Origin of the sequence: Bradyrhizobium sp. 137 (assembly GCF_023074095.1) — a bacterium.
In the GTDB taxonomy this organism is placed as follows: Bacteria; Pseudomonadota; Alphaproteobacteria; order Rhizobiales; family Xanthobacteraceae; genus Bradyrhizobium.
The window spans coordinates 76,489-99,857 of the sequence record NZ_JADPKU010000119.1; the positions used below are offsets into that span (position 1 = coordinate 76,489).

The window sequence follows — 23,369 nt, forward strand, 5'->3', positions numbered from 1 at the left end:
TCGATTGCTGGGAAGTGTCATGCCGCGTATTCTCGTGGTTGATGACGATCCGATGGTCGGCGCGACCATCGAAGTCCTCCTCCAACGTCAGGGCTTCGACGTCACGCTGACCGACGGCGGAGAAACGGGATTGGCTGCGCTCGAAACACAGGCTTTCGACGCGATGCTGGTCGACATCTTCATGCCGCACATGCGCGGCTTCGAGTCCATCCGCATCTTTCACGAGCGCGCGCCGGCCACGCCGCTGATCGCGATGTCCGGCTACGCCTTCGCCTCATCCGCCTCGCCTTCCCCCGACTTTCTCCGCATGGCGCTGGAGCTCGGCGCGACCCGCTGCCTGCGCAAGCCGTTCACCCCGGACGCGCTGCTGACCACGATCCGGGAATGCCTCGCCGGTGCCGCCGAGAGCGCACAGCCGAAGGACAAGAAAGAAGCCCCTTGATCCCAACGCAGCGCGTCATTCTCGGTGCTGGACTTGCCATCCTCCTGATCATCACCGCAGCCTCGATCGCCCTCGACTTCAAGTCGCGGTCCGATGCGGCCTGGGTCAACCACGCCGTCCAGGTGCAGAAGAAGATCTCCGACCTGCGCGTGCTGCTGCGCCGTGCCGAGGGCGCCGCGCGCGGCTACGAGCTCTATCGCAGCGCGGGTTTCAGCGATGAGTTCCAGGCAGTCCGCGCCCGGATCGCGCCGGCCCTCGCCGAGCTCAAGCGCGACGTGCGCGACCATCCGGATCAGGTCGCGCTGCTGGAGGGCACGGAGCCGCTGGCGCTGCGCCGGATCGAGATCGCCGCCGCGGCGATGCGCCTGCGCACTGAGAACGATCAGGCCGGCATTGCCGCACTTAACGGCAAGGCCGAGGGCCGCGGCCTCATGGACACGGTGATGCGCAATCTCGACCATCTGAGCGCCGAGGAAGAACGCCTGCTCACCGCGCGCTCCCAGGATTCGCGCCGCACCGGCATCGTGCTGCTCGGCATCGACGTTGCGGGCGCCGTGCTGATCCTGCTCCTTGTCGCGCTGGTGATGCGCGAGAGCCGGCGGACCACTGTCGCGCTCCAGAGCACGCTGACCGAGACCACGGCCGCCAAGGAGGCGCTCGAGGCAGCGGTGGCCGAGCGCACCGAGCATCTGGTCGCAGCCCATGACGAGCTGCGCCTGTCGGTCAACGTGCTCCAGAGCACGTTTCGCAGCATGGCGGAGGCGGTGCTGGTTATCGATGCCGAGGGCACCGTCCTGCTATCCAATCCGGCCGCCGAGCGCATGTTGTTGCATCGTGCCGGCATGAATTTGCGCAATCTGCGCGCGCTGTCCGATGTGTTTCACGGCGACGGCGTCACGCCGCTGAAGGCCGACGAGCTGCCGTCGACGCGCGTGCTGCGCGGCGAGCAGTTCGAAGAGCTGGAGATGATCGTCCGCCCGCACAGCGACAATTCTCCCCGCCATCTCATGATCAGCGGCCGGCCGATGCGGGATGGGCAAGGTAATATCTCCGGCGCTGTGCTGGTCTATCACGACGCCACCACCTCGCGGGAGACCGAGCGCCAACTCTATCAGTCGCAGAAGCTGGATGCCATCGGCAAGCTGACCGGCGGCGTCGCGCACGACTTCAACAACATGCTGACCGTGATCTCCGGCAACACGGAGACGCTGGTGGCGAGCCTGAAGGACCAGCCCGAGCTCCAGCGCAGGGCGCGGCTGATCGACGATGCCGCAGAGCGCTGCGCCGACCTCATCCAGCATCTGCTGGCGTTCGCGCGCAGGCAGCCGCTGCAGCCGCGCAACGTCGAGATCAGCGCCGCGGTCGCGGATATCGCAAAGCTCCTGCGCCCCACTCTCGGGGAGCAGATCCAGATCGAGACCGTGCTGGAACAGGGGCCGATGACGGCGCATATCGATCCGTCCCGGCTCACCAATGCCGTGCTCAACATGGCGATCAACGCTCGTGACGCCATGCCGAACGGCGGCAAGTTGCTGTTCGAGGCCCACCGGGTCGAGCTCGACGAGGCCTATGCGCAGAACAATCCGGACGTCCGGCCCGGCCCTTACGTGATGCTCGCCGTCAGCGACACCGGCACCGGCATGCCGGCCGAGGTCCAGCAGAAGGCATTCGAGCCGTTCTTCACCACCAAGGAAGTCGGCAAGGGCTCGGGCCTTGGGCTGTCCATGGTCTACGGCTTCGTCAAGCAGTCTGGCGGCCATATCAAGATCTACAGCGAAGAAGGCTACGGCACCACGATCAAGCTCTATCTGCCGCCGGGCGAAGGCACGGTTGATGTGGCCACTCCCGTCGCGCCGCAGGCCCAAGGCGGCGCCGAGACCATCTTCGTGGTCGAGGACGACACCTTGGTGCGCAACTTCGTCACCGCGCAGCTGCAGAGCCTCGGTTACAAGACGGTGGCCGCGCCCGACAGCCGCGCCGCACTGCAATTGATCGAGGCCGGCCAGCCGTTCGATCTGCTCTTCACCGACGTCGTCATTCCCGGCGGCATGAGCGGCCGCGAGCTCGCCGAGGAGGTGGCCAAGCGCCGGCCCGGCCTGAAGGTGCTCTACACCTCCGGCTATACCGACAACGCCATCGTCCACCACGGCAAGCTCGACGACGGCGTGTTGCTGCTGACGAAACCCTACCGCCGTAACCAGCTCGCGGAGATGATCCGAAAGGCGCTGGGCGGCGGGATCGCGGCAACCAAAATTAGCGCGTCGCCAGCACCACGGCGGCCAGCGTGAAGATCAGCGCGGCGATCTGGCCCGCGCCAAGCGGCTCGCCGAGCGCGATCGCCGAGGCGACGACGCCGATGACCGGCACGGCCATGGTGCCGATCGCGGCGATAGAGGCCGGCAGGCGCGCGAGCGCGGCGAACCAGCTGACATAGGCGATGCAGAACTGCACCACGGTCGAGTAGACCAAGAGCCACCAGCCGAGCGGCGTCACCCGCGACAGATGCGTGGTCTCGACCAGGAGGCCGATGATCGAGATCGGCAGGCAGCCGATGCCGATCTGCCAGGCCGCCGCCGTGATCGGCGGCAGGCGGATCGGGTACTTTTTCGAGAACACCGTGCCGACGGCAAAGCCGAAGGCGCCGCACAGCGCCATGATGATGCCCGGCAGCTTTTCCGCGCTGGCGGCGATGCCGTTGCCGCCCATGATCGAGGCAAGGCCGGCAAAAGCCATCGCCAGCCCAAGCGTGCGCAGGACCGTTGGCCGCTCACCCAACACAGGCCAGGCGATGATCGAGGCCCAGACCGGCATGGTGTAGGCGATCAGCGCCGCCTCGCTCGCCGGCAGCCAGAGCAGCGCCAGACCCATCAGCACCATCCAGCCGGTGACGTTGAGCACCGCGGCGGTCAGTAAGCGCGGCCAGACCACGCCCTCGACCCGCAGGCTCTGCCGTCGCACGACCGCGAGCAGCGCCAGCAGCACCGCGCCGAGCACGCCGGTGACCCCGCGCAGCGTCAGCGGCGGCAGCTCGGCGAGCAGGAATTTCGTCACCGGCCAGTTGAAGCCCCAGCCGATCGAGGTGATCGCGAGGAACATCAGTCCGGCCGGGGCGATGCGCGGCCGCGCATCCCGGCGGGTCGAATCATGCATGGGGTTGGTCCGGCAAAATCGAAGGTCAGCTTGGCGCGGATTCGCTGCGCAAACCACCACCTCGGGGGGCATGCCTGCCCTCACCTTCCGTAGGGCTACGTGAGTCCCGCTGACGCAATCCCATCGGCCAAAAATATACCTGCCCTGTGAACAGCGGGATGAAGAGTTGCGAACAGTGCGGCATGCAAATTTTTTTGGTTGGGAATCCCTGAGGACTCACTGATACTTGGCTCCACAGCAGGCGCGGCCGAGACCCCTGTTATCCCCCACAATCCACCATATTTAGTATTTGATTCAGGAACTCGCACTAGTTCTTGACGGGCGCAACGGAGAGTCCTAGCTTTCGGTCCGTTCGGCGCGAGTGAGTTTGCGTCCCGCCGGCACTCCCCCAAAGGGTCTCGCAAATCAACACTCCGCCCGCCAGCCAAAGGCAGCGGATGAGGGCTTGTCTGCCCTTTGATGGAGGACGTTTCGGGCGCCAGAACGGGCCGGCAACAGGCTCGCATGGCAACGGTTGAAGTGACGGCGGGGCGTTGAACGCATGTCGGGCTCATTCCCTTGGGGGCGGATGGGCCTGGACATGCCGGCGGATGTGAGGTGCGCGCACCGAGCAATCGCGTCGGGAGAACAAGGGCCGGGTTCACCGGCTGAACTGCGATGCCCGAGGCCGAACGGCCAAAAGGACTCGCGAAGCGAAATGTCGACCGGAACGCCTGAACGGAGGCGGTTCGGTCAAAGATTAAGGACGGGGCAAGACCATGCGGATTGAGCGGCGCCACACCACTTCGGGACAGTCACCTTATGCGGGAATCGATTTCCGGCTGACCACGTCGGAGATTCGCAATCCCGACGGTTCGGTCGTGTTCAAGCTGGAGAACGTCGAGGTGCCGACCGAATGGTCGCAGGTCGCCTCCGACGTCCTCGCCCAGAAATATTTCCGCAAGGCCGGCGTCGCCGCGCGCCTGAAGAAGGTCGAAGAGGAATCCGTCCCCTCCTTCCTGTGGCGCTCCGTGCCCGACACCGAGGCGCTTTCTGTCCTGCCTGAGAAAGAGCGCTATGTCAGCGAGCTCAGCGCAAAACAGGTGTTCGATCGCCTCGCCGGCTGCTGGACCTATTGGGGCTGGAAGGGCAAGTATTTCTCGACCGAGGAAGATGCCCAGGCCTTCTTCGACGAGCTCCGCTACATGCTCGCCATGCAGATGGTCGCGCCGAACTCGCCGCAATGGTTCAACACCGGCCTGCACTGGGCCTATGGCATCGACGGCCCCGGCCAGGGCCATTATTACGTCGACCCCTTCACCGGCAAGCTGACCAAGTCCAAGTCGGCCTATGAGCACCCGCAGCCGCACGCCTGCTTCATCCAGGGCGTCGGTGACGACCTCGTCAACGAGGGCGGCATCATGGACCTCTGGGTCCGCGAGGCGCGCCTGTTCAAATACGGCTCCGGCACCGGCTCCAATTTTTCGCGCCTGCGCGGTGAGGGGGAGAAACTCTCGGGCGGCGGCCGCTCGAGCGGCCTGATGAGCTTCCTCAAGATCGGCGACCGCGCCGCCGGCGCCATCAAGAGCGGCGGCACCACGCGCCGCGCCGCCAAGATGGTCGTGGTCGACGTCGATCACCCCGACATCGAGACCTATATCGACTGGAAGGTGAAGGAGGAGCAGAAAGTCGCCGCCCTCGTCACGGGATCCAAGATCAACCAGAAGCACCTCAAGGCGGTGCTGAAGGCCTGCGTCAATTGCGAAGGCTCGGGCGACGATTGCTTCGACCCCGAGAAGAACCCTGCCCTGCGCCGCGAGATCAAGCTCGCGCGCCGCAGCCTCGTGCCTGACAATTACATCAAGCGCGTCATCCAGTTTGCCAAGCAAGGCTACAAGGACATCCAGTTCGACACCTACGACACGGACTGGGACTCGGAAGCCTACCTCACCGTCTCCGGCCAGAACTCCAACAACTCGGTCTCGCTGAAGGACGATTTTCTGCGCGCCGTCGAGACCGACGGCGACTGGAATCTGACGGCTCGCACCTCCAAGAAGGTGACGAAGACGCTGAAGGCGCGCGACCTCTGGGAGAAGATCGGCCACGCCGCCTGGGCCTCGGCCGACCCGGGCCTGCACTTCAACACCACGATGAACGACTGGCACACCTGCAAGGCGTCCGGCGACATCCGCGCGTCCAATCCGTGCTCGGAATACATGTTCCTGGACGACACGGCGTGCAACCTCGCTTCCGCCAATCTGCTGACGTTCTACAACACCACGACGAAGCACTTCGACGTCGAGGGCTACGAGCATCTCTGCCGGCTCTGGACCCTCGTGCTCGAAATCTCCGTGATGATGGCGCAGTTCCCGTCCAAAGCGATCGCCGAGCTCTCCTATGAGTTCCGCACGCTTGGGCTCGGTTACGCCAATATCGGTGGCCTCTTGATGACCATGGGCCTGCCCTATGACAGCAAGGAAGGCCGCGCGCTCTGCGGCGCCCTGACTGCGGTGATGACCGGCATCACCTACAAGACCTCGGCCGAGATCGCCTCCGAGCTCGGCACGTTCCCCGGCTACAAGAAGAACGCCGCGCACATGCTGCGCGTGATCCGCAACCACCGCCGCGCCGCCCATGGCGAATCCTCCGGCTATGAGGCGCTCAGCGTCAACCCGGTGCCGCTCGACCACGCCTCGTGCCCGCAGCAAGATCTGGTCGCGCATGCCAAGGCGGCTTGGGATGCGGCGCTTGCCCTCGGCGAGCAGCACGGCTATCGCAACGCCCAGACGACGGTGATCGCGCCGACCGGCACGATCGGCCTCGTCATGGATTGCGACACCACCGGCATCGAGCCCGACTTCGCGCTGGTGAAATTCAAGAAGCTCGCCGGCGGCGGCTACTTCAAGATCATCAACCGCGCGGTCCCCGCAGCGCTGCGCGCGCTCGGCTATCGCGAGAGCGAGATCGCGGAGATCGAAGCCTACGCCGTCGGCCACGGCTCGCTCTCCAACGCGCCGGGCATCAACGCCTCGACCCTGAAGGCCAAGGGCTTCACCGATGAAGCCATCGCCAAGGTCGAAAAAGCCCTGCCGACCGCCTTCGACATCAAGTTCGCCTTCAACAAGTGGACCTTTGGCGAAGACTTCATCCGCGACCAGCTCGGCATCGGCGCTGAAGCCATTGCCGCCACCGGCTTCGACCTGCTCCAGGCCGTGGGCTTCACCAAGCGCGAGATCGAGGCGGCCAACGTCCACATCTGCGGCGCGATGACGGTGGAAGGTGCCCCGCACCTCAAGGCCGAGCACTATCCGGTGTTCGACTGCGCCAATCCGTGCGGCAAGATCGGCAAGCGCTATCTCTCGGTCGAGAGCCACATCCGCATGATGGCGGCGGCGCAGCCCTTCATCTCGGGTGCGATCTCCAAGACCATCAACATGCCGAACGACGCCACGGTGGAGGACTGCAAGTCCGCCTACATGCTGTCGTGGAAGCTTGCGCTGAAGGCCAACGCGCTCTATCGCGACGGCTCCAAGCTCTCCCAGCCGCTCAACTCGCAGCTCATCAGCGACGACGAGGACGAGGACGATGCGGTCGAGCAGCTCTACGAGAAGCCGATGGCGGCGCGCGCCGCCCAGGTGTCGGAGAAGATCGTCGAGAAGCTGGTCGAGCGCATCATCGTGATGCGCGAGCGCGAGAAGATGCCGGATCGGCGCAAGGGCTACACCCAGAAGGCGGTCGTCGGCGGTCATAAAGTCTACTTGCGCACCGGCGAGTATGACGACGGCCGTCTCGGCGAGATCTTCATCGACATGCACAAGGAAGGCGCGGCGCTCCGCTCCTTCATCAACAACTTCGCCATCGCGGTGTCGCTGGGCCTGCAATACGGCGTGCCGCTCGACGAATATGTCGATGCCTTCACCTTCACCCGCTTCGAGCCGGCGGGCCCCGTGCAGGGCAACGACAGCATCAAGTACGCGACCTCGATTCTCGACTACGTCTTCCGTGAGCTCGCGGTGAGCTACCTCAGCCGCTTCGATCTCGCCCATGTCGATCCCAACGAGACCGGCTTTGACGCGCTCGGCAAGGGCGTCGAGGAAGGCAAGGAGCCGGACGAGGACGGCGGCCACCACGCGACCAAGCTGGTCTCGCGCGGCCTCACCCGCTCGCGCACCGACAAGCTCGTCGTGATGCGCGGCGGCTCCACCGCGGTCTCGCAAGGCAACGACAGCGCGCCTGCCGGCGGCAGCCGCGTCACCTCGCTCGCCTCCCACGGCGCCACCGCCCGCGGCGCCGGCGACGCCCTCGAAGGCGCAGTCGCGCTGAAGCAGGAAGCGAGCCACGATCTATCGCCAACAGAGAAGCTCGAGCAGCTCCAGTGGAGCAAGGCCGGCAGCGCCGCAACCGCCGCCCCCACCAAGGCCGAGCGCCGCGCGGAAGCGAAGGCCAAGGGCTATGAGGGCGAGATGTGCTCGGAGTGCGGCAACTTCACCCTGGTGAGGAATGGCACCTGCATGAAGTGTGATACTTGCGGCAGCACGACGGGGTGTTCCTAATCCAGGAAAGCGCATGGAAACTGCACTTCTCCTTTGGAACTCGTATGGCAAGGACTCAATCCTTGCCATACTCGGCATTTTAGGCGGCGGGATTATTTCATTTTTCTTCTACAGACGGTCTCTACAACGAACCGAGTTGAGTTTTGCGTGCGAATACTCTCGCTTCATCTGGTTTCGAATTCCTGAATTTTCAGACGTTACTCTGTTTTATAAACAGCGGCAGCTTCGTGATCCGCGACGCGTGTTGTTCTTCATTTGGAACAGCGGCAATACCACCATCGATGGCAGCGCGATCGCCACGGCCGACCCGCTGCGATTGAAGGCCGGCAATGTACAGATTATCAACGCCGCGATCGTAAAAGCTTCGCGAGATGTTAACTGCACGACTGCTCAGTTGGATACTGCAGGGGATGTGACGATCAGATTCGATTACTTAGATCCGGGCGACGGGTTCACCATAGAGATCCTCTACGACGTAGTTGAGAAACAAGGCGCGAACACATGTCCAGAATTTCTCGGAACGATCAAAGGGATTAAGAGTTCGCCCGTCAGTCGGGATGTTACTTTTGAGAATCGAGCACTGAAGCGTTTTGGCCAATCCACGGCGCTGCTCCTGCTTCTCTTTGCTTCGGCGGTTTTGCTGTTCTTCCAAATCTACGAGATCACGAGCGAAAGGACGTGGTTCCTGCTGATTCCAAAGGCACTCACGGCATGCCTCTTGTTTCTTGCAGCGGCTGGAATGGTCGTCGCGCTGCTTGTCTCCTTAAGAAGCTACCGAATCCCAATCAGTCTCAAGATTTCAGATGAAGTAGATAGTTTTCCTACGTCATACACAGAGCTCGTGGAGAGGTTGGAGCACGGGAATCAATTGCTCGCCGCACAGAATCTCCACCTGCACGAGAAGACGAGCCGTGCACAAGCTGAAGCTGGTTAGCCCTGATTTTCCCGGTGATTGCGCACCCTCTCTCCAGATTAGGCGCCTGCTTCAGTCGTAGCCCGGACGAGCGCAGCGGATTTTCGCCGTGCTCATCCGGTCTCGCGCTGAGAACAAATAAGATGCGGTACCGCTCTGTGAATTTTGACGGGAGCGAAGCGTACCGGTCAACGTCTGGTCGCTCAAACAACGGCACTTCAGTTAGATGACCCGCATTAGTGGTCTTTTCTCGATCGTATCGGCGGTGGCCGCTGTCTGGGTGGGGTATTTGACGTACCAGTCACTCGTGGCGTCGACACGGGCCTGGGTGGGCCCCTCGAAAGCTACGGCTAGCATTGGCGATGACGGTGTCGTTACCATCATGGTGACGTACAAAAATGTAGGCAAAGAGCCTGCTCTCAAATTTGGGGATGACTGGGCTGATAGTTGGGCAGCCACTCTCGATGTCGACAGCGACTATTTCGATTTCTTCACGAATTGCACGAGCGATGTTTCCCACGACAAATGCGGTAATCGGGCTGGGTGGTGGAAGCGCGAAAAATGTGACACGAAGGCCATATTCCAAGACCGTGTCGCGTTCCCTGAGTTCGAATACAGGCACGTCAAGTCGAACCTGACGTTGGACCGAAGCGATCGCAGGCGGATCGCTGTCATTCAAGGGTGCTTTGTCTATCGCACTGACGTCACCTTTTACGGCAGCGTGCACCGAAGCGCATTTTGCTATTACTACCGGGTAGGACAGAGTGGTGATGAGATGAGGGCCTGTCCAGTCGGAAATGCGGCCGACTAATCTACCGTCACGGGGATTACGGTCTGCCCTTATTTGACTACTTTCGTAGAAACAAAGAACCCAGCCGGCAAGGGCGGGTTATTTCGTTTCCGAGTCGATCCTGGTTCTCAGCCAGTTTTCGCCACCCGCTGCTCACGAGCGAGGGTCTCGGCGACACCGTCGAATGAGTTCTGGGCGGCGGCGACCCCAAAGGCCGCCTGCTGCGTATCTGGCGATGAGGACCGCCGACGCGCGCCTGCCCGAAATCTCGATATACTGTGCGCCGGGAGACAGACCGCAATACTCTTCCGAAGGCTCCGCATGACCATTTCGCCAATGAGCATTCGTTTTGACGAACACACGATGTGGGTCGAACTGTCCGATGGCCGGACGTTGGGAATTCCGCTCGCGTTGTTTCCGCGGCTACTGCATGCAACGCCCGCCGAGCTCGATCAGGCCGAACTCAGCCGGGTCGGGCTGCACTGGGAAGCGCTTGACGAAGATATCTCCATTGCCGGCCTCCTCGCAGGACACGGCGACGTAACATGATCCTCGGAGCACGTTGCATAGGCGGCCACGCCACTTCGGTGCGAAATGGGGGCTGCATGGAGGTGATACTTGGGACAACTTGCAGGACAGGTTGTGTCCTGGCGAAACGTCATCGCATGACGGCCGTTGGTGGTGTTTTCGCGAGGGGCTCACACCATCCCGGCGCGATAGTCGCAATCCGGAGATTGCAGCTACCGCTTCTCACAAATTGATCCTCTCACGCCGCTTTCGCCTGCTCCGGCGACGCCGTCTCCATCGCGCGCATGTAGAGATCGAGCAGGCTTTCGCGCTCATCGCGCTCGTTCTTGTCTTCCTTGCGCAGCTTGATGATCTCCTTGAGGATTTTCACGTCAAAGCCCTCGCCCTTGGCTTCCGCGAAGACTTCCTTCTTCTGTTCGCTCAACTCCTGCATTTCGCTGTCGAGATTCTCGATTCGCTCGACGAAGGAACGGATCTTGCCGCCGGGAATGGTGATGTCGGACATGGTGCCTCTTTGCTGACTGAGATCGTGAAAATGCCCGCAAAGAAATGACCAATGTGTTAACCTCGCGGCCCGCGCATTGCCTGCTGAAAAGCGCCGAGGGAGCCGTTCCATGCCCGAGCTTCGCTTCGACGACGGTGCCGCCTATGAGCAGGTGATGGGAGTCTGGAGCCGTTCGGTCGGCGAGGTCTTTCTCGACTGGCTCGAGCCGGCACAAGGGCTGCGCTGGATCGATGTCGGCTGCGGCAATGGCGCCTTCACCGAGCTCATTCTTGCACGCTGCGCGCCCAGCGACGTGCAGGGCATCGATCCCTCCGAGGGACAGCTCGCCTTTGCCCGCACGCGGCCCGGCGCGCGCGGGGCCGTGTTTCAAATCGGCGATGCCATGGCACTGCCCTTTGAGGCGGAAAGTTTCGATGCCGCAGTCATGGCATTGGTTCTCGTGTTCGTGCGGATCCCCTCGAAAGGTGTCGCGGAATTGGCGCGCATCGTTCGTCCCGGCGGCCTCGTTGCGACCTACATGTGGGACATGCTGGGCGGCGGATTTCCGCTCGATCCGATCCTCGATGAGATGTACGCGATGGGGCTGTCGCCGACGCGTCCGCCGCACATGGAAGTGTCCACTCTAGCGGCGCTTCAGGGCCTTTGGAGCGCGGCCGGGCTGCAGCAGATCGAGGCCCGCGAGATCACCGTGCAGCGGACGTTTGCCGATTTCGACGAGTTCTGGAATGTCGAGACGAAGGCCCCCTCCGCCGCACCCGTGATCGCGGCCATGCCGGCGGCCGACGTCGCCGCACTCATGCAGCGCGTGAGGGCGCGCCTGCCCACTGATGCGGACGGCCTCATCACCTGCAGCGCCCGCGCGCACGCGATCAGCGGACGTAAGCCGCGCTGAACATGTGGGGAAGCAGGAATTCCTGTGACAACCCGCAGGAATCGCGGTGACAGTGCACTAAATTCGTCCGCCATCGCCGCCCTGCCGAATCTGCGGCTCGATTCACGCTTGGTCGGTGTCAATTAAGTGCACTGTCACCGTAATTCATGCGCCGGAGACGCTAGCGGCCTCGCTCCGCCCGGCTCCCGAGCCCGCCATAATTTTTCCTTTGCACACGCGTTGTGTTGGACAGCGGCGAGACCTATCCTTGCAGTGATCGGACCGCCTCCCATTGACGCCCGACCGGATGGAGAGCGCATCGGTGCCTGAAACGAACGACCCCAGCCCTGATACCCACAAGCCTGGTGCCGACAAGCCTGACACCGCCAAGCCGGATGAGGCGCGCGCCGACGGCGGGCTGGCGCGGGCCTATGACCGGATCAAGAGCGCAGAGGAAGACCTTGCGCGGCTGGACCGGCTGGTTTCCGGAATGGAACGCAACAGCGAAGGCCAGCGGGCCTCGCACGCAAGTCTTGGTGCGACGGCAGTTGCAACTTCCGGAAACAAGGCGGCGCCTGATGCCAAGGTTCGCGATCAAGGCATGAAGGGAGACCGGACCCTGGTGCGCGCTTTGGTCGGCCTGGTGTTTGCAATCGGCCTTCTCGGTGCCGCCTTCGCGTCGCAATATCGCGATGAGGCCAAATCAATCAGCACGTCGATCATCGCACGATGGGTTCCGTCGGCCGCGAGCAGGCCCCCGCCCGCGGTGGAAAGTCCGGCGCAGCCGCCGGCAATGCAACTGGCTGCTGCGGACGAGTCGAGCCCACTGCCCGCGCCGCCGATAGCTAAGGAAACGGACGGCGCCCCAAAGCCTGGCGCCACAGCGCCTGACCCGTCGTCGTCTGATCTTGCGCAATCGCTCAAGGCCATCACGAGCGAGCTTGCGAGCATCAACGGGAAGCTCGAGCAACTGAAAAACCGCAACGAGCAGAGCCTGCGTGAGCAGGCCGACAGCATTCAACAGCTCAAGGCGGCGCAGGAGAAGGATGCGGCGGACAATGCGCGCCTCGCCGCGCAGGTCCAGGCGCTGCAAACACAACTCACCGCTTCGTCCGCGTCTGCAGCCGCGAAGCCCGTCGTGCGAAGCGTGACGAACAACGATGCGGCTGCGCATGCCCGGCCGCATGTATCAGCGGCCGAAGCCCGGCGGGCAAGACCGCCGCGAGGCCCCTGGATGCCTCCGCCGCCCTACATGGTCGAACCTTACGGCTATCCGGATTGGTGAGCCCGCAGGGCGGGCTTTTTTCCCGAAGGCGCGATTGGATGTAAGGCCCGTAGGATAGGGCCATCTTACGAGCTACCGCAGCATTGGAAACGGCTCGAACGACGTCCTCTGACTGACGAACACAACCTCGGGAGTCCGGCTGGTGACAGCAATTCTGAGCTCAGGAAAGTAGGTTTGGAACATGCGATCGGTCTGGCCGCTCTTGACATCCGTGAACTTTATCTGGGCGCGGTACACGGCGAGTGCGCACGATCGGATGGGTCGTTTCCCCGGCCGAAACGAACGTGTAGTCGATGCCCTGCTCGACCTGCCGCGTCGTGCCGTTCCGATATGTGAAGGTCCAGAACACTTTGTATGACACGCTGTGCCGGCGATCGTCGTCCTCGATCACGATGCCGGAGTACCTGTGCTGCGCTTCATGATCCGGCACCTTCGATCGTGGATGTCAGAGAGGATGCGATTCCGAATCCGTTGACGGTCTCCGCCTTGCTGATGTTGACGCCATGGAGCCGCGAGCGAAAGTGCGCAGCGGTTTTCCGCAAAGATCATGCTCAAACAAATAGCCTAGATTGCATTAACCAAGTCCATCATCTGCGCTGGTCGCACTCCCGAAACGGCATGCCAAAGAAAAGCAAGCGCCTCCTCTCTCGCCTTCGCAAGCTCCGGCGAGGCGCCCGGTGGATGCGCAAGACGTTCGTGCGATCACCGCGGATGGTTCGGATCGCGGCTGGCGTCGCAATCCTGCTTGCGGCCATCGCGCTTCTGAACATGGCCTATCAGTTGATCCGCAAGCCGACCGAGTTGTTCGTCCTTCTCGGACATGCCCTCGACAAGGAGCCGGCGGAGACGTGGGCGAATTACGGGTCGCTCTTCCGCACCTATTCCACCGCTGTCGTCACGCCGGAATTGCTGGCTGCGCTGGCGCAGGTCGAAAGTTCCGGCAATCCCGTCGCGCGCACCTATTGGCGCTGGCGATGGAGCTTCAATCCGCTCGCGATCTACCGGCCGGCCTCCAGCGCCGTCGGTCTCTACCAGATGACCGATCCCGCCTTCGCTGAAGCGGCCCGGTTCTGTGTCCGCGGCAACGCAGTCACGGAGACGGCTTGCGGGTTCAACAGCTTCTACATCCGCGCGATCCCGAGCCATGCCGTCGAGCTGGCATCGGTGTATCTGGACCGCCAAGTGGCCTTGGTTCTCACCCTCGCGGGCGATCTCAAGGCAGGCGCGCAACAGAAGCAGGATCTGGCCGCCTTCATCCATCTCTGCGGCGCAGGTCCCGCCACAGCCTATGCGCGCCGCAAGTTTCAGATGCTGGCCGGCGAGCGCTGCGGCGATCACCTCGTCGCAAGCTACGTCGCCAGGGTCAACGCGATGAAGCGGCAGTTTCAGCGCCTTGCGGCGGATGACGGCGATTAGATGATGCGTTTCGCAGACCGTAGGATGGGCGGAGCGACTTGTCCGCCGTAACTCGACGAGCGGAAGCGATACTAACGACGCTGCGCGCGACGACGGGTTTCGCAAGAGCTCGACCCATCCTACGAACTACGCTCTACGCGCGCCTCACCGTATCTCGCTCATCGTCACCTGTCCGGCGATCCCGCTCAACTCGGGCTCTTGCGGCGCAAGCTCCTCATCGGAAGACGGGCCTACCGAGACTTCGGCCATTCTACGCTTGACCTGTTCGCAAGTCTTGCGGACGTCCTCGGTGAACAGCGCGCATTCTTCGATGCGCTTGAAGATCCTCCGTCCCTCTTCACGATACCCCGCCGCCGTCTCTCGCATGAACGCGATCGCATCATGGACCTGGGCTGTCAGCGCCTCGCATTTGTGCGCGGCGTCGATCAACTCGGTGCCCATGGCCTCGATCTCTTTTGCAGCAGACTCGTAGTCGCGGATGACCGCCTCTGCACTGAGCGCGCCGACGCGCGACACGCCCGCGGTGTGCTCGACGTAATCAGGCAGAGCAATGGAAGTAATAGAGCTTCCCGAGCGTACCGACGCAATGTCCGCTTCGAGTTGGACCAGATTCACTCCGTCCCGTCTGCGCAATTGTTCAACACTTGCCATGATTGATCCTCCCAATACGCACCCCGAACCCTTAACAGCATTGGGTTTATTACGGGGATAAATGTCATTCTACCTCAATGAATCCTTGACAGTCTCAGGTTTGCCATTTTCCTAATCGCTGACGTCGCACGCAGCGATGTTGAACCTGGACGTGCTCAACCTGTTCTGATCGCGGGTGGCGGAGATGGGAGGTGCGCAGGGACTCGAGCTGTCGAGCGAGAAATAAGCGGTTGTGTGAGCGTGGCCCGGAGCGCGCGTGGCGAAATCCGGGTGTTGTGCCCGCGCATTCGGCGCGCGGCCTATCATCGGCGGCGTTTTCCGCCGACCGCAAGCCGGTCAGTTCTGCGTCCGTCGATGGCCGATCACCACATGCCGCAGAATCTGATGGTTGTTCACCACCAGTATGGCCACCGCCATCCCTCATAGCGGACCCACGACGAAACCAGTGGCGGGCCGTATGGATCGACCCGGTCGTCTTCAGGACGATAGCGATATCGTGGAACGATATAGTAATCCCACGGCGTTGGCCTGAGCACGGGCGCCGTGACGATAAGTCTCTGCTGGGGTTCACGAACGGCTTGCGCCTTCCGCGCCCGGGCTTCAGCACCTGACGTTCCAAGGCTGCACAGCACCAGGGCCGTTCCGAGCGCACACGCGGCGGTCATTGTCTTCATGCGTTGGCCTCCTTCCCGCCAGAGTGCGCAAGGACGCAAAGCAAGGCAAGCCTAATTCGTTTTCGACCTGCTCGAACGCCCGCTGCCGGCTTTGGCGAATCCGGCCGCTCCGCCACCAGCCGCCTACTCCCGCGCCCGACGCACCGCCTCCTCCAGCTTCATCCTCTGCTTGTCCCACCGGCTCTGCTCCGCCTCCGCACGTTCATCGAGGGCAGCCCGCTCGGCTTCGATCTCTTCGGTGCGAGCCTCGTGCTCGCGCCTCGCCTTGTCCAGCGCCGCCTGCGTGCTCGCGACCGCCTTGTCGCGGCGTGCGCGCTCCTTGGCGCGGGCGGTCTCCTCTTTCCTGCGCTCGGCTTCGCGCCGCCGCTCTTCCTTCTCGAACGCCGCGGCGGCCTCGCGCGCCTGTCGATCGTCAATCTTGCGGGACGGTGTCTTTGCCGTCTTGGCCGGACGCTTGCTTGGCTTGGGTTTACGTTTCGGCCTGGCCTCGCCGTCGCCGAGGTCAGTCGGCAGTTCGGCGCTTTCGGTGAACGGGCCGTCCGAGCCGACCGGACGCCTGAGCACAACCCCGGGGCTTGCCATGGTCGCGGCGACGATGTCGGGGTCGTCGGTCTCTTTCGCCACACCTTGATGGAACAGGTTGGAGCTGGCGCCCCACGCCTCCAGCGCTGCCTTCATCGAGGGCGCGGCGACCGCCTGGTCGTAGAAGCCGAGCGAAGTCTGATAGGACTTCAGTTTTCTTTTGAGTTTTTTTGGCATCTCGCCCCACGGCCTGGCGACGCACCAGCTTCCGTCGCACCGGCGCCATCATGCCAGTCTGCCCCTGTTTTGCCCGACGAGTCAAACTCTATTCGGGATCGCCGAAGTCGGTCCGGAGCATCGGTGGCACGTGCCCTGCTCGCCCGATGGGAAAAATATTCGGACTCGCAGAACTCTGAAATCCCTCATGTTTTCTACTGTGCATGGGGTTGTTTTCACAGTTTTGTTTTGACGGGCTCCGCCCCGCTCGACCTAAGCCCCGAGCAGCGCGTCATATCCGCGCTCGCTGAACGCCAGCAAACAGAAGCCGTGCCCGAACGGATCGGCCAGCATCGCGATCCGCCCATAGGGCGCATCCCTTGCGGCAACCTCGAGGATCGCGCCGGCGCGCAGCGCGCGTTCGACGGCGGCATCGACATCATCGACGACGACGTCGATATGCACGGGCGTCCAGTGCCGCGCGTAGCGGCGGCGATCGCCGCCGGCGCCCATTGTGCCTGCCTGCTTGGTGAGCAGATACACCGGCGCCGGCCAACCCAAGAGCTCGACGAAGTCGGCGCCGAAGCGGCGGCCGACCGTCAGGCCGAATGCTTCGGTGTAGAAGGTCGTCGCTTGCGCGACGTCGGGGACGTCGATGTTGAGGAGGAAGGTCATGATGGACTCGTTGCGCGGTTGCGCAGCGAGCGTAGCCCGAATGGAGCGTCGCGCAATCCGGGATGGCGCCGCAGGTGCAGTCCCGGATTTCGCTTGCGCGCCGGGCGACGGTCTTACGGGATTTCGTACACCGACACCTTGTCCGCGATCCCGCTCAGCGCGACGCTGCGACGCGTCGGGTTGAGGCCGCCGGCCTCCAGCAGCGTCCGCGCCTCGGCGTTGTCGACCACCGCCTCCGTCACTACGATCGCGCGCGAGACGGCGAGGCTCTGGACGCGGGAGGCGATGTTCACGGTCTGGCCGAAATAATCCTGCTGGCCGTTGAGGGTGACGGCGAGGCACGAGCCCTCGTGAATGCCCATCTTGAGCAGCAGGCCCTGGTGCTGACGCTGGGCGCCGAGCTCGCTCATGGCCTCGCGCATGCGGATCGCGGCGGCGATGGCGCGATCGGGCGTCTCGAAGGTCGCCATCACGGCATCGCCAATGGTCTTGACCACCGCGCCCTGCTCGGAGGCGATGATCTCCTGCAGCAGGCGGAAATGCTCATTGACGAGATCGAAGGCGACGAGGTCGCCGACATGCTCGTAAAGCCCGGTGGAGTCCTTCAGGTCCGAGAACAGGAAGGTCAGGCTGAGGATCTTGAGGCGCTGGCCGATCGCGAGCGTATCGGTGCGATAGAGATCGCGAAAGGTCTGGTTGGTGAGCAGGCGCTTTGCGGTGAGGCTCGGCTTGCGCCGGGTCAGGAGATCATCGAGCCGCTGGTTCATCACCCACACCGCCGGCAGTACGCGGCCGTCGGTGCGGTTCTCCAGCGTCAGCCGCAGCGGGCCCGGGCGCAGGCTCACGGCGTCGACCGGGACCTCGGTCCTGTTCAAGATTAACGACAGGGTCTGGCGCTCGGCCGTCTCCTCGCCCTTCACCTCGATATACTGTGCGGTGTGGGTCACGGGATCGAACACGATCAGCATGCCCGGCTGCACTTGCAGCGAGAGAATGGCGCGCTCGCCCGGCGGCAGGTCGACGGATTCCAGGGTCAGCTCGCGAAGCAGGCCGTCGAGGTCGGGCGGAAGCTCGATCGCCGAGCTCCAGAACACCTGGCGGTAATATTCGGCGAGCGGCAGCTCCTCGGCATTGTGCGCGGCGATCCTGCGCACGCGCGGGCTGACCGCGAAGGTCACCTCGACCAAATTGTCGAGCGTCGTCTCATAGCCGGCGGCGCAGAAGGCGCAGTGATATTGCGGGCTGTTGACCGTCTTCAGGCTCTTGTTGGCCGAGAGCACGCCGGCGCAGCTCGGGCACATCACGCTCCAGGTCATCTCGAGGATGCCGAGCCCGACCGCATGCAGCAGCCCCGCGATCACCTGCTCTTCGCCGAGATTGGCCATCCTTGCCAGATGCAGCGCATTGATCTTGCACAGGGCATGGTCCGGTCCCTCCCGCATCATGCGCTCGAGCATGTCGACGACGGGCGCGTCGGCCGACTGGCGCAGGACACCGAACAGGGTTTCGATCTCGCTCATGCCGTGATGTTACATGGAAGGGGGTGACGCGGACATCCGCTTTCCGATTACCTATGCCGGGTAAGGAGGAGCGCAAGCCATCGTCGTCAATTGCTGCGTCACGATGATGGGAGTTTGCCGAGCCCGGCAAAGGCCGGATTTCCCTTGTTTTCCCCATCCCCGCCGCTATCGCTTCGCGCGCCCACCAAGTGGTCGGTGTGACCGAGCGCGATTGCGGTGGCGTTGCCCTGCGGCGCGATCCATTCGGCGTCATCGGTGAACAGCGCCGCGATGCGTGCTGCGTCGCGGCCATCTGGCGCGGCTGTTCGAGCGCAAGGTCGGCGCCACGCCGCATCCGCTTGCCAAGACGCTGCGCGTGCAACGCGCCAAGCGCCTGCTCGATGCCGGTGATCACACTATAACTGAGATCGCGTTCCAGGCCGGCTTCGGCTGCCTGCGCCGCTTCAACGCCGCTCGCCGAACTCTTCGGCCGCTCGCCGTCGAGCCTGCGCGCGCGTCCAATTTCGTCGTTCATGGTCGCACGAGGGGGCGGATGGCGCGCGCGGCGAGACCCGCCTGCCCTTCATGCGATGTCAACTCAGCGGGCTGCGCCCGTCGTGACGTCCGCAGTCTTGACCTTGTGGGGGCTGAGCACCTTCAGTTGGTGCACTGAAGCAACCGTCGTGGGCGCCGCGACCTGCTGCTCGACATGGGCCGCACCGAGGACGCGCACCTGCAAGGGCGAGACCGGAAATCCGTTGGCCTCATAGGTCGGCAGCTCAGCGGCGAAAGCCGAAGTCGCGCCCGCGATCGTCAGGACGGTGGCGGCGATCGTCAAAGTCTTCTTGTTCATTGGTGATGCTCCTGATGGAAGATTCCGAGCACATTTAAGCGCGTCATGCTGCATTGCGACATCCGCTGTTGCATTGCAACAGCGCACGCAGCGTATGGCGATATGCTTAATGCGTACAAAGTCTTGGCCGAATCACGCCGGCCGGGCCATCGCGCTTTGCGGGCGGAGGTCAGCCGCCGAGCACGTTGCCCCAACCATCGAAGAGGTAGGCCTTCCAAGCTACGGTTCCATCCTCACGTGGCCGGCTGGCCTTCCGGTAGTCATCGGCCTGTTCGGCGGTCCAGGTAATGATCGTGTCGGACAGACGATCGTGCAGGATGGCGGGCTCGGTGGGATCGAAGTCGTCCATGGGACGAAGCGAGGAATGCGTGCTCATGGGCCGATCAACGCACGGCCGTGCGCAAAGTTGCCGCGAAGCGCCAGGCGTCTTGTCAAACAGCCGATCGCGAACCCCTTGACCGCCTATTTCAGCGCGGTCGCGAGCGATTGCAGTTTTGCGACAAGGTTGGTGCCGAGCGCATAGATGATCTCGATAATCGCGAGTGCGATGCCGGCCGCGATCAGACAGTACTCGATCGCAGTGGCGCCGGATTCATTGGCGACGAATTCGGCCCATTTGCATTTCAACTTCACTGACGTGCCTTCCTATTGCTACCAGAAATTGCGGGCCCGCGAAAAGTGCATTAAAGCAATCCAAGATTGAGTAAATGGGGTTCGCTCAATTTGACGACAAACCGGCTGGTTGCAGGCATTCCGTCGCAGCCGCACATGCGGCCGCCATGGAACCCGCGTTGCAACTTCGCAACACCTCTTCGAAAAGCCCGTTTTCGTTGATTTACGCCATTGCGCCGCCACACCCTCTTCCGAACAATTGACGTGCTGCGTGCCTTTCCGTGCAAGACTGTTTGCATCAAGTCTGTTGGCATCATGACTGTTCGAACAAGACTGGTTCGAACAGAACGTTTGGAGGCAGGGATCATGAATGATCGGCGGTCTCTTCTTGTGGCGGTCTCATGCCCCTCCGCTGTTCTCGCTGCTTGGCTGGTGCTCTCCCTGTCGGCCTACGCGCCAGCCCTTATCGAGAACAGCGGCGCCAATGCGGCTGCCGTCTCGCGCGCGAAGGATCTCGGTCGCCTCGACCTCGCCGACGTCCCGCGCGCTGCGACCATCGAGGACGGTGTCGCCTTGACCGCCGACATTGCGGCGGCTGCGGCGAGCCTCGTAACGATCGAAGCGGCAGCCACGCCGGAGGCGGAGGTACCTGCCCCCGCCGTCCAGCTCGCGTCGGCCGATCCCGCGCTGATATTGTCGGCGGAGCCGCCCGCGCCTCAAATTTCGCTTGAACCAGCACCGAGCGTCAGCGAGGCTCCGCCTGCGCCGGCGCCAGAGCCCTTCAAACTCGCATCTGCCGATCCCACCGAGATCGTGACCACGGACGCGTTGTCCCCCGCCACGATCGCGAGCGGATCCGCCCCCGTTGCAAGCAAGGCGTCGCCACCCGCGGACACCGTCGCCGTGCTCGACGAATGCTTCGTCGTGGACGCCTGCATCGATCGCTATCTCTGGGCGCTCTACCAGCGCACGCCTAAGGAGGATTCGATCAAGGTGCAGGAACGCCGCGCCGTCACCGTCAAGCGCAAGGGCAAGACGGTGACCGTGATGCGCAGCTTCACCAAGCTGGTCGACGAGGATTTCGGCTGGAAGGATCCCAAGGCGGCCGAGCATGCCGGCATGTCGATGATGGATTACGTCATCGGCGGCATGGACAAGAGCTTCAAGCGAAAGCTGTTTCGGACGCTGCTCGCCGCCGAAGCCGCCGGCCTCTCGCCGGGCATCACCAGCGCGTTCCGTGACGATTATCGCCAGTCGATCGCGAGCGGCCTGAAGGCCGCCTCCGACCGCTCCTATCACGGCGGCAGCACGCGTGGTGGTTACGGGCACGGCATGGCCGCCGACATCGTCAGCACCCAGGGTAGCAATCGCGCGCAGCGCTGGGTCTCGACTGAAATCCTGTGGAAGTGGGTCGATGCCAACGGCAAGGCATTCGGCATCGGCCGGCCCTATCTCGGCCGCGATCCGCCGCATGTCGGCCCGATCGACGGCCAGGAATACATCTCGCGCCGGGGCACGGCGGAGCGCAAGGAAGCCGCCAACGCGAAGCCCAGCAAAGTGCGCGCTGCGGCCCACGCAAAGCCGCCCAAAGCACAGGCCATGCGTGAGCAGAAGAGCCCGGCAAAATCGCAGAAGGCGGCGCAATCGGCCGGCAAACGCGCGACCTGAAGCTACGGCTTGCGGGCCGGCGTGGGCAGCGGCACGAGACGCATCTCGGCTGTGCCGGCCTCCTGCGTGCGCACCAGCACCGCAAAGATGGTTTCGACTGCCAGCCGCACTGCCACCTCCGTCGTCAGCCCCTTGGCGAGATGCGCCGCGATCAGGCCGGTGAGAAGGTCGCCCGTGCCATAGGGCCGGATCGGCAGACGCAGCGTGGCAAAGCGCGACAAATGGCCCTCGGCGCAGAGGATCGTCTCCAACTGTCCTTCGGGCGTGTCCGCCAGCGTGCAGCCGGTGGCGACGACGTCGAGGCCGGCCTGTCCCGCGAGTGCCGCGCAGGCCGCGCGCAGGTCCTGCGCATCGGCAATCGTGAGGCCCGCAAGCAGCTCGAGCTCGAACCGGTTTGGCGTGGTCAGGTTCGCGGCCGGCAGCAGCCGGCGCCGGAGCACGTCCAGAATTCCATCGGCGACATAGACGCGACCATCGTCTCCGATCACGGGATCACAGAGATAGACGAGCTTCGAATTGCGCACCAAGGCCCGCTCGACGAAATCGGCAACGACGGCGGCATTGCCGGGCGAGCCGAGATAGCCGGTGACGACCACGGCCGCCTCGTCGACGAGATCGCGCTCTTCTACGCCCCTGAGAAGATCGGCGACCAGCTCGGTCTCCAGCACCCGCCCGCGCAGGCTCGGATAGCGTGGATGGTTCGACAGCAGCGTCGTCGGCACCGCCGCGACATTCACACCCTCCGCCTGCACGGCGTAGGCAGCCGCGCTGTTGCCGACGTGGCCGTGGACCACCTGACTTTGAATGGAGATGACGAGCATCAGAGTCCGTAGGGGCAAATACTACGCAAGGCAAGTGCAGCAATCATAGCCGAGATAGAGCGCACCTCCATCCTAGCTACAGGATTGCGGCACCACGTGCCGGCAATGCCTCAGCGCCGCGCCAGCCTTGTAAGATAGGCGCAGAACATGTCGGCGATGGCATCGGCATAGGCTGCGATCTCCGCCTCGCTCCGCGTCTCTTCCGAAAAACTCCTGCCGACCTCGCTGAGCGTCGTCGCGATCAGCTCGCCGGCGAGGGTGCGCGTCGCATCCGAGGCTTTGGGCAGCGCCTCCCGCATGAAGGCGGCGACGATGCCCTCGCCGGCCGCCCGTGCGTCCTGCGCCTCCGGCGCGTCGCGATAGAGCGGCGCGGCATCGCTGAGCGCGACGCGGATCGCAGCCTCCTCGCATTCGGAGCGGATGAAGGCATGGACCAATGCGCGCAGCCGCGCCAGCGGGGGCCTCGCCCGGTTCGCCAGGATGCCGCGCAGGAGCTCGCTGGTGCGCCGCCACTCGTCGCTCTGGAGGCGGAACAGGATCGCCGCCTTGTTCGGAAAATATTGGTAGAGCGATCCAACGCTCACCCCGGCCCGCTCCGCCACCCGCGCCGTCGTGAAACGCTGCGCCCCCTCCTTCGCCAAGACCTGAATAGCGGCATCCAGGATGGCCGCCACCAGCCCGGTGGAGCGGGCCTGTTGCGGCTGTTTTCGCGAGGAAATTGAACGACTTCGACGGTCGGCCATGGT

20 protein-coding genes and 1 pseudogene are annotated in these 23,369 nt (G+C 63.5%); 10 read left to right on the plus strand and 11 right to left on the minus strand.

The window, feature by feature from the left end:
* Positions 1-19 precede the first annotated feature (19 nt).
* Both IVA78_RS29980 and IVA78_RS29985 read left to right on the plus strand, forming a co-directional pair.
* The gene (locus IVA78_RS29980; protein ID WP_247469103.1) at positions 20-442 is read left to right on the plus strand and encodes a response regulator; all 423 of its coding nucleotides are present in this window, start codon (positions 20-22) and stop codon (positions 440-442) included.
* Positions 439-2,730 carry a CHASE3 domain-containing protein gene (locus IVA78_RS29985; RefSeq protein WP_247469104.1) on the plus strand — a complete coding sequence of 764 codons (2,292 nt, stop codon included), beginning with the start codon at positions 439-441 and terminating at the stop codon, positions 2,728-2,730. Before IVA78_RS29980 ends, IVA78_RS29985 begins: the two co-directional genes overlap by 4 nt.
* Here IVA78_RS29985 and IVA78_RS29990 read toward each other — a convergent pair.
* Positions 2,696-3,592, minus strand: a complete 897-nt coding sequence (locus tag IVA78_RS29990) for a DMT family transporter (protein ID WP_247469105.1) — start codon at positions 3,590-3,592, stop codon at positions 2,696-2,698. The two genes, IVA78_RS29985 and IVA78_RS29990, sit on opposite strands and share 35 nt — an antisense overlap.
* Before the next feature lie 758 nt (positions 3,593-4,350).
* Here IVA78_RS29990 and IVA78_RS29995 point away from each other — a divergent pair.
* The 3 genes from IVA78_RS29995 to IVA78_RS30005 all read left to right on the plus strand — a co-directional run bounded on the left by IVA78_RS29995 (position 4,351) and on the right by IVA78_RS30005 (position 10,376).
* Complete coding sequence (locus tag IVA78_RS29995; protein ID WP_247469106.1) at positions 4,351-8,124, plus strand: vitamin B12-dependent ribonucleotide reductase; 3,774 nt, start codon at positions 4,351-4,353, stop codon at positions 8,122-8,124.
* Positions 8,125-8,137: 13 nt separating this feature from the next.
* Complete coding sequence (locus tag IVA78_RS30000) at positions 8,138-9,058, plus strand: hypothetical protein (protein ID WP_247469107.1); 921 nt, start codon at positions 8,138-8,140, stop codon at positions 9,056-9,058.
* 1,090 nt (positions 9,059-10,148) lie between these two features.
* A complete protein-coding gene (locus tag IVA78_RS30005; RefSeq protein ID WP_247469108.1) occupies positions 10,149-10,376 on the plus strand; it encodes a DUF2442 domain-containing protein in 228 nt (75 codons plus the stop codon).
* 217 nt (positions 10,377-10,593) lie between these two features.
* On the opposite strand, the gene IVA78_RS30010 is transcribed toward IVA78_RS30005, so the two are convergent.
* The gene (locus tag IVA78_RS30010) at positions 10,594-10,860 is read right to left on the minus strand and encodes a DUF2312 domain-containing protein (RefSeq protein WP_025575662.1); all 267 of its coding nucleotides are present in this window, start codon (positions 10,858-10,860) and stop codon (positions 10,594-10,596) included.
* A 109-nt stretch (positions 10,861-10,969) separates the two neighbouring features.
* Between IVA78_RS30010 and IVA78_RS30015 the strand changes: the two genes are divergently transcribed.
* The 3 genes from IVA78_RS30015 to IVA78_RS30025 all read left to right on the plus strand — a co-directional run bounded on the left by IVA78_RS30015 (position 10,970) and on the right by IVA78_RS30025 (position 14,432).
* Positions 10,970-11,752, plus strand: coding sequence for a class I SAM-dependent methyltransferase (locus IVA78_RS30015; protein WP_247469109.1), 783 nt, complete (start codon positions 10,970-10,972; stop codon positions 11,750-11,752).
* 286 nt (positions 11,753-12,038) lie between these two features.
* Positions 12,039-13,016 carry a hypothetical protein gene (locus tag IVA78_RS30020; protein WP_247469130.1) on the plus strand — a complete coding sequence of 326 codons (978 nt, stop codon included), beginning with the start codon at positions 12,039-12,041 and terminating at the stop codon, positions 13,014-13,016.
* A gap of 618 nt (positions 13,017-13,634) precedes the next feature.
* A complete protein-coding gene (locus IVA78_RS30025; protein WP_247277263.1) occupies positions 13,635-14,432 on the plus strand; it encodes a transglycosylase SLT domain-containing protein in 798 nt (265 codons plus the stop codon).
* 144 nt (positions 14,433-14,576) lie between these two features.
* Here IVA78_RS30025 and IVA78_RS30030 read toward each other — a convergent pair whose 3' ends face one another.
* The 4 genes from IVA78_RS30030 to IVA78_RS30045 form a co-directional block, all read right to left on the minus strand.
* Positions 14,577-15,083, minus strand: a complete 507-nt coding sequence (locus tag IVA78_RS30030; protein ID WP_247277264.1) for a hypothetical protein — start codon at positions 15,081-15,083, stop codon at positions 14,577-14,579.
* A gap of 797 nt (positions 15,084-15,880) precedes the next feature.
* Complete coding sequence (locus IVA78_RS30035) at positions 15,881-16,516, minus strand: cell envelope biogenesis protein TolA (protein ID WP_247469110.1); 636 nt, start codon at positions 16,514-16,516, stop codon at positions 15,881-15,883.
* 252 nt (positions 16,517-16,768) lie between these two features.
* Positions 16,769-17,170 (minus strand): VOC family protein, encoded by a 402-nt coding sequence (locus tag IVA78_RS30040; RefSeq protein ID WP_247469111.1) that lies wholly within the window; start codon positions 17,168-17,170, stop codon positions 16,769-16,771.
* A gap of 113 nt (positions 17,171-17,283) precedes the next feature.
* On the minus strand, positions 17,284-18,690 hold the full coding sequence (locus IVA78_RS30045; protein WP_247469113.1) for an adenylate/guanylate cyclase domain-containing protein: 1,407 nt from the start codon (positions 18,688-18,690) through the stop codon (positions 17,284-17,286).
* A 289-nt stretch (positions 18,691-18,979) separates the two neighbouring features.
* Here IVA78_RS30045 and IVA78_RS30050 point away from each other — a divergent pair.
* Positions 18,980-19,175: pseudogene (locus IVA78_RS30050) on the plus strand (helix-turn-helix domain-containing protein); the annotation flags it as partial.
* 92 nt (positions 19,176-19,267) lie between these two features.
* On the opposite strand, the gene IVA78_RS30055 reads toward IVA78_RS30050, so the two are convergent.
* From IVA78_RS30055 to IVA78_RS30065, 3 genes are all read right to left on the minus strand, one after another.
* Positions 19,268-19,522: a hypothetical protein gene (locus tag IVA78_RS30055; RefSeq protein ID WP_247277268.1), complete on the minus strand. Its 255-nt coding sequence runs from the start codon at positions 19,520-19,522 to the stop codon at positions 19,268-19,270.
* A 169-nt stretch (positions 19,523-19,691) separates the two neighbouring features.
* Entirely contained in the window at positions 19,692-19,898 is a 207-nt protein-coding gene (locus tag IVA78_RS30060) for a hypothetical protein (RefSeq protein WP_247297183.1), read from the minus strand.
* Between the two features lie 86 nt (positions 19,899-19,984).
* Positions 19,985-20,155, minus strand: a complete 171-nt coding sequence (locus IVA78_RS30065) for a Flp family type IVb pilin (protein ID WP_247277270.1) — start codon at positions 20,153-20,155, stop codon at positions 19,985-19,987.
* A 345-nt stretch (positions 20,156-20,500) separates the two neighbouring features.
* Here IVA78_RS30065 and IVA78_RS30070 point away from each other — a divergent pair, with 345 nt between their 5' ends.
* Positions 20,501-21,802 (plus strand): hypothetical protein, encoded by a 1,302-nt coding sequence (locus IVA78_RS30070; protein ID WP_247277271.1) that lies wholly within the window; start codon positions 20,501-20,503, stop codon positions 21,800-21,802.
* Between the two features lie 2 nt (positions 21,803-21,804).
* Here the strand turns inward: IVA78_RS30070 and pdxY are convergent, their stop codons facing one another.
* Both pdxY and IVA78_RS30080 read right to left on the minus strand, forming a co-directional pair.
* On the minus strand, positions 21,805-22,623 hold the full coding sequence (pdxY, locus tag IVA78_RS30075; protein ID WP_247277272.1) for a pyridoxal kinase: 819 nt from the start codon (positions 22,621-22,623) through the stop codon (positions 21,805-21,807).
* A gap of 110 nt (positions 22,624-22,733) precedes the next feature.
* Complete coding sequence (locus IVA78_RS30080) at positions 22,734-23,366, minus strand: TetR family transcriptional regulator (RefSeq protein WP_247277273.1); 633 nt, start codon at positions 23,364-23,366, stop codon at positions 22,734-22,736.
* Positions 23,367-23,369 lie beyond the last annotated feature (3 nt).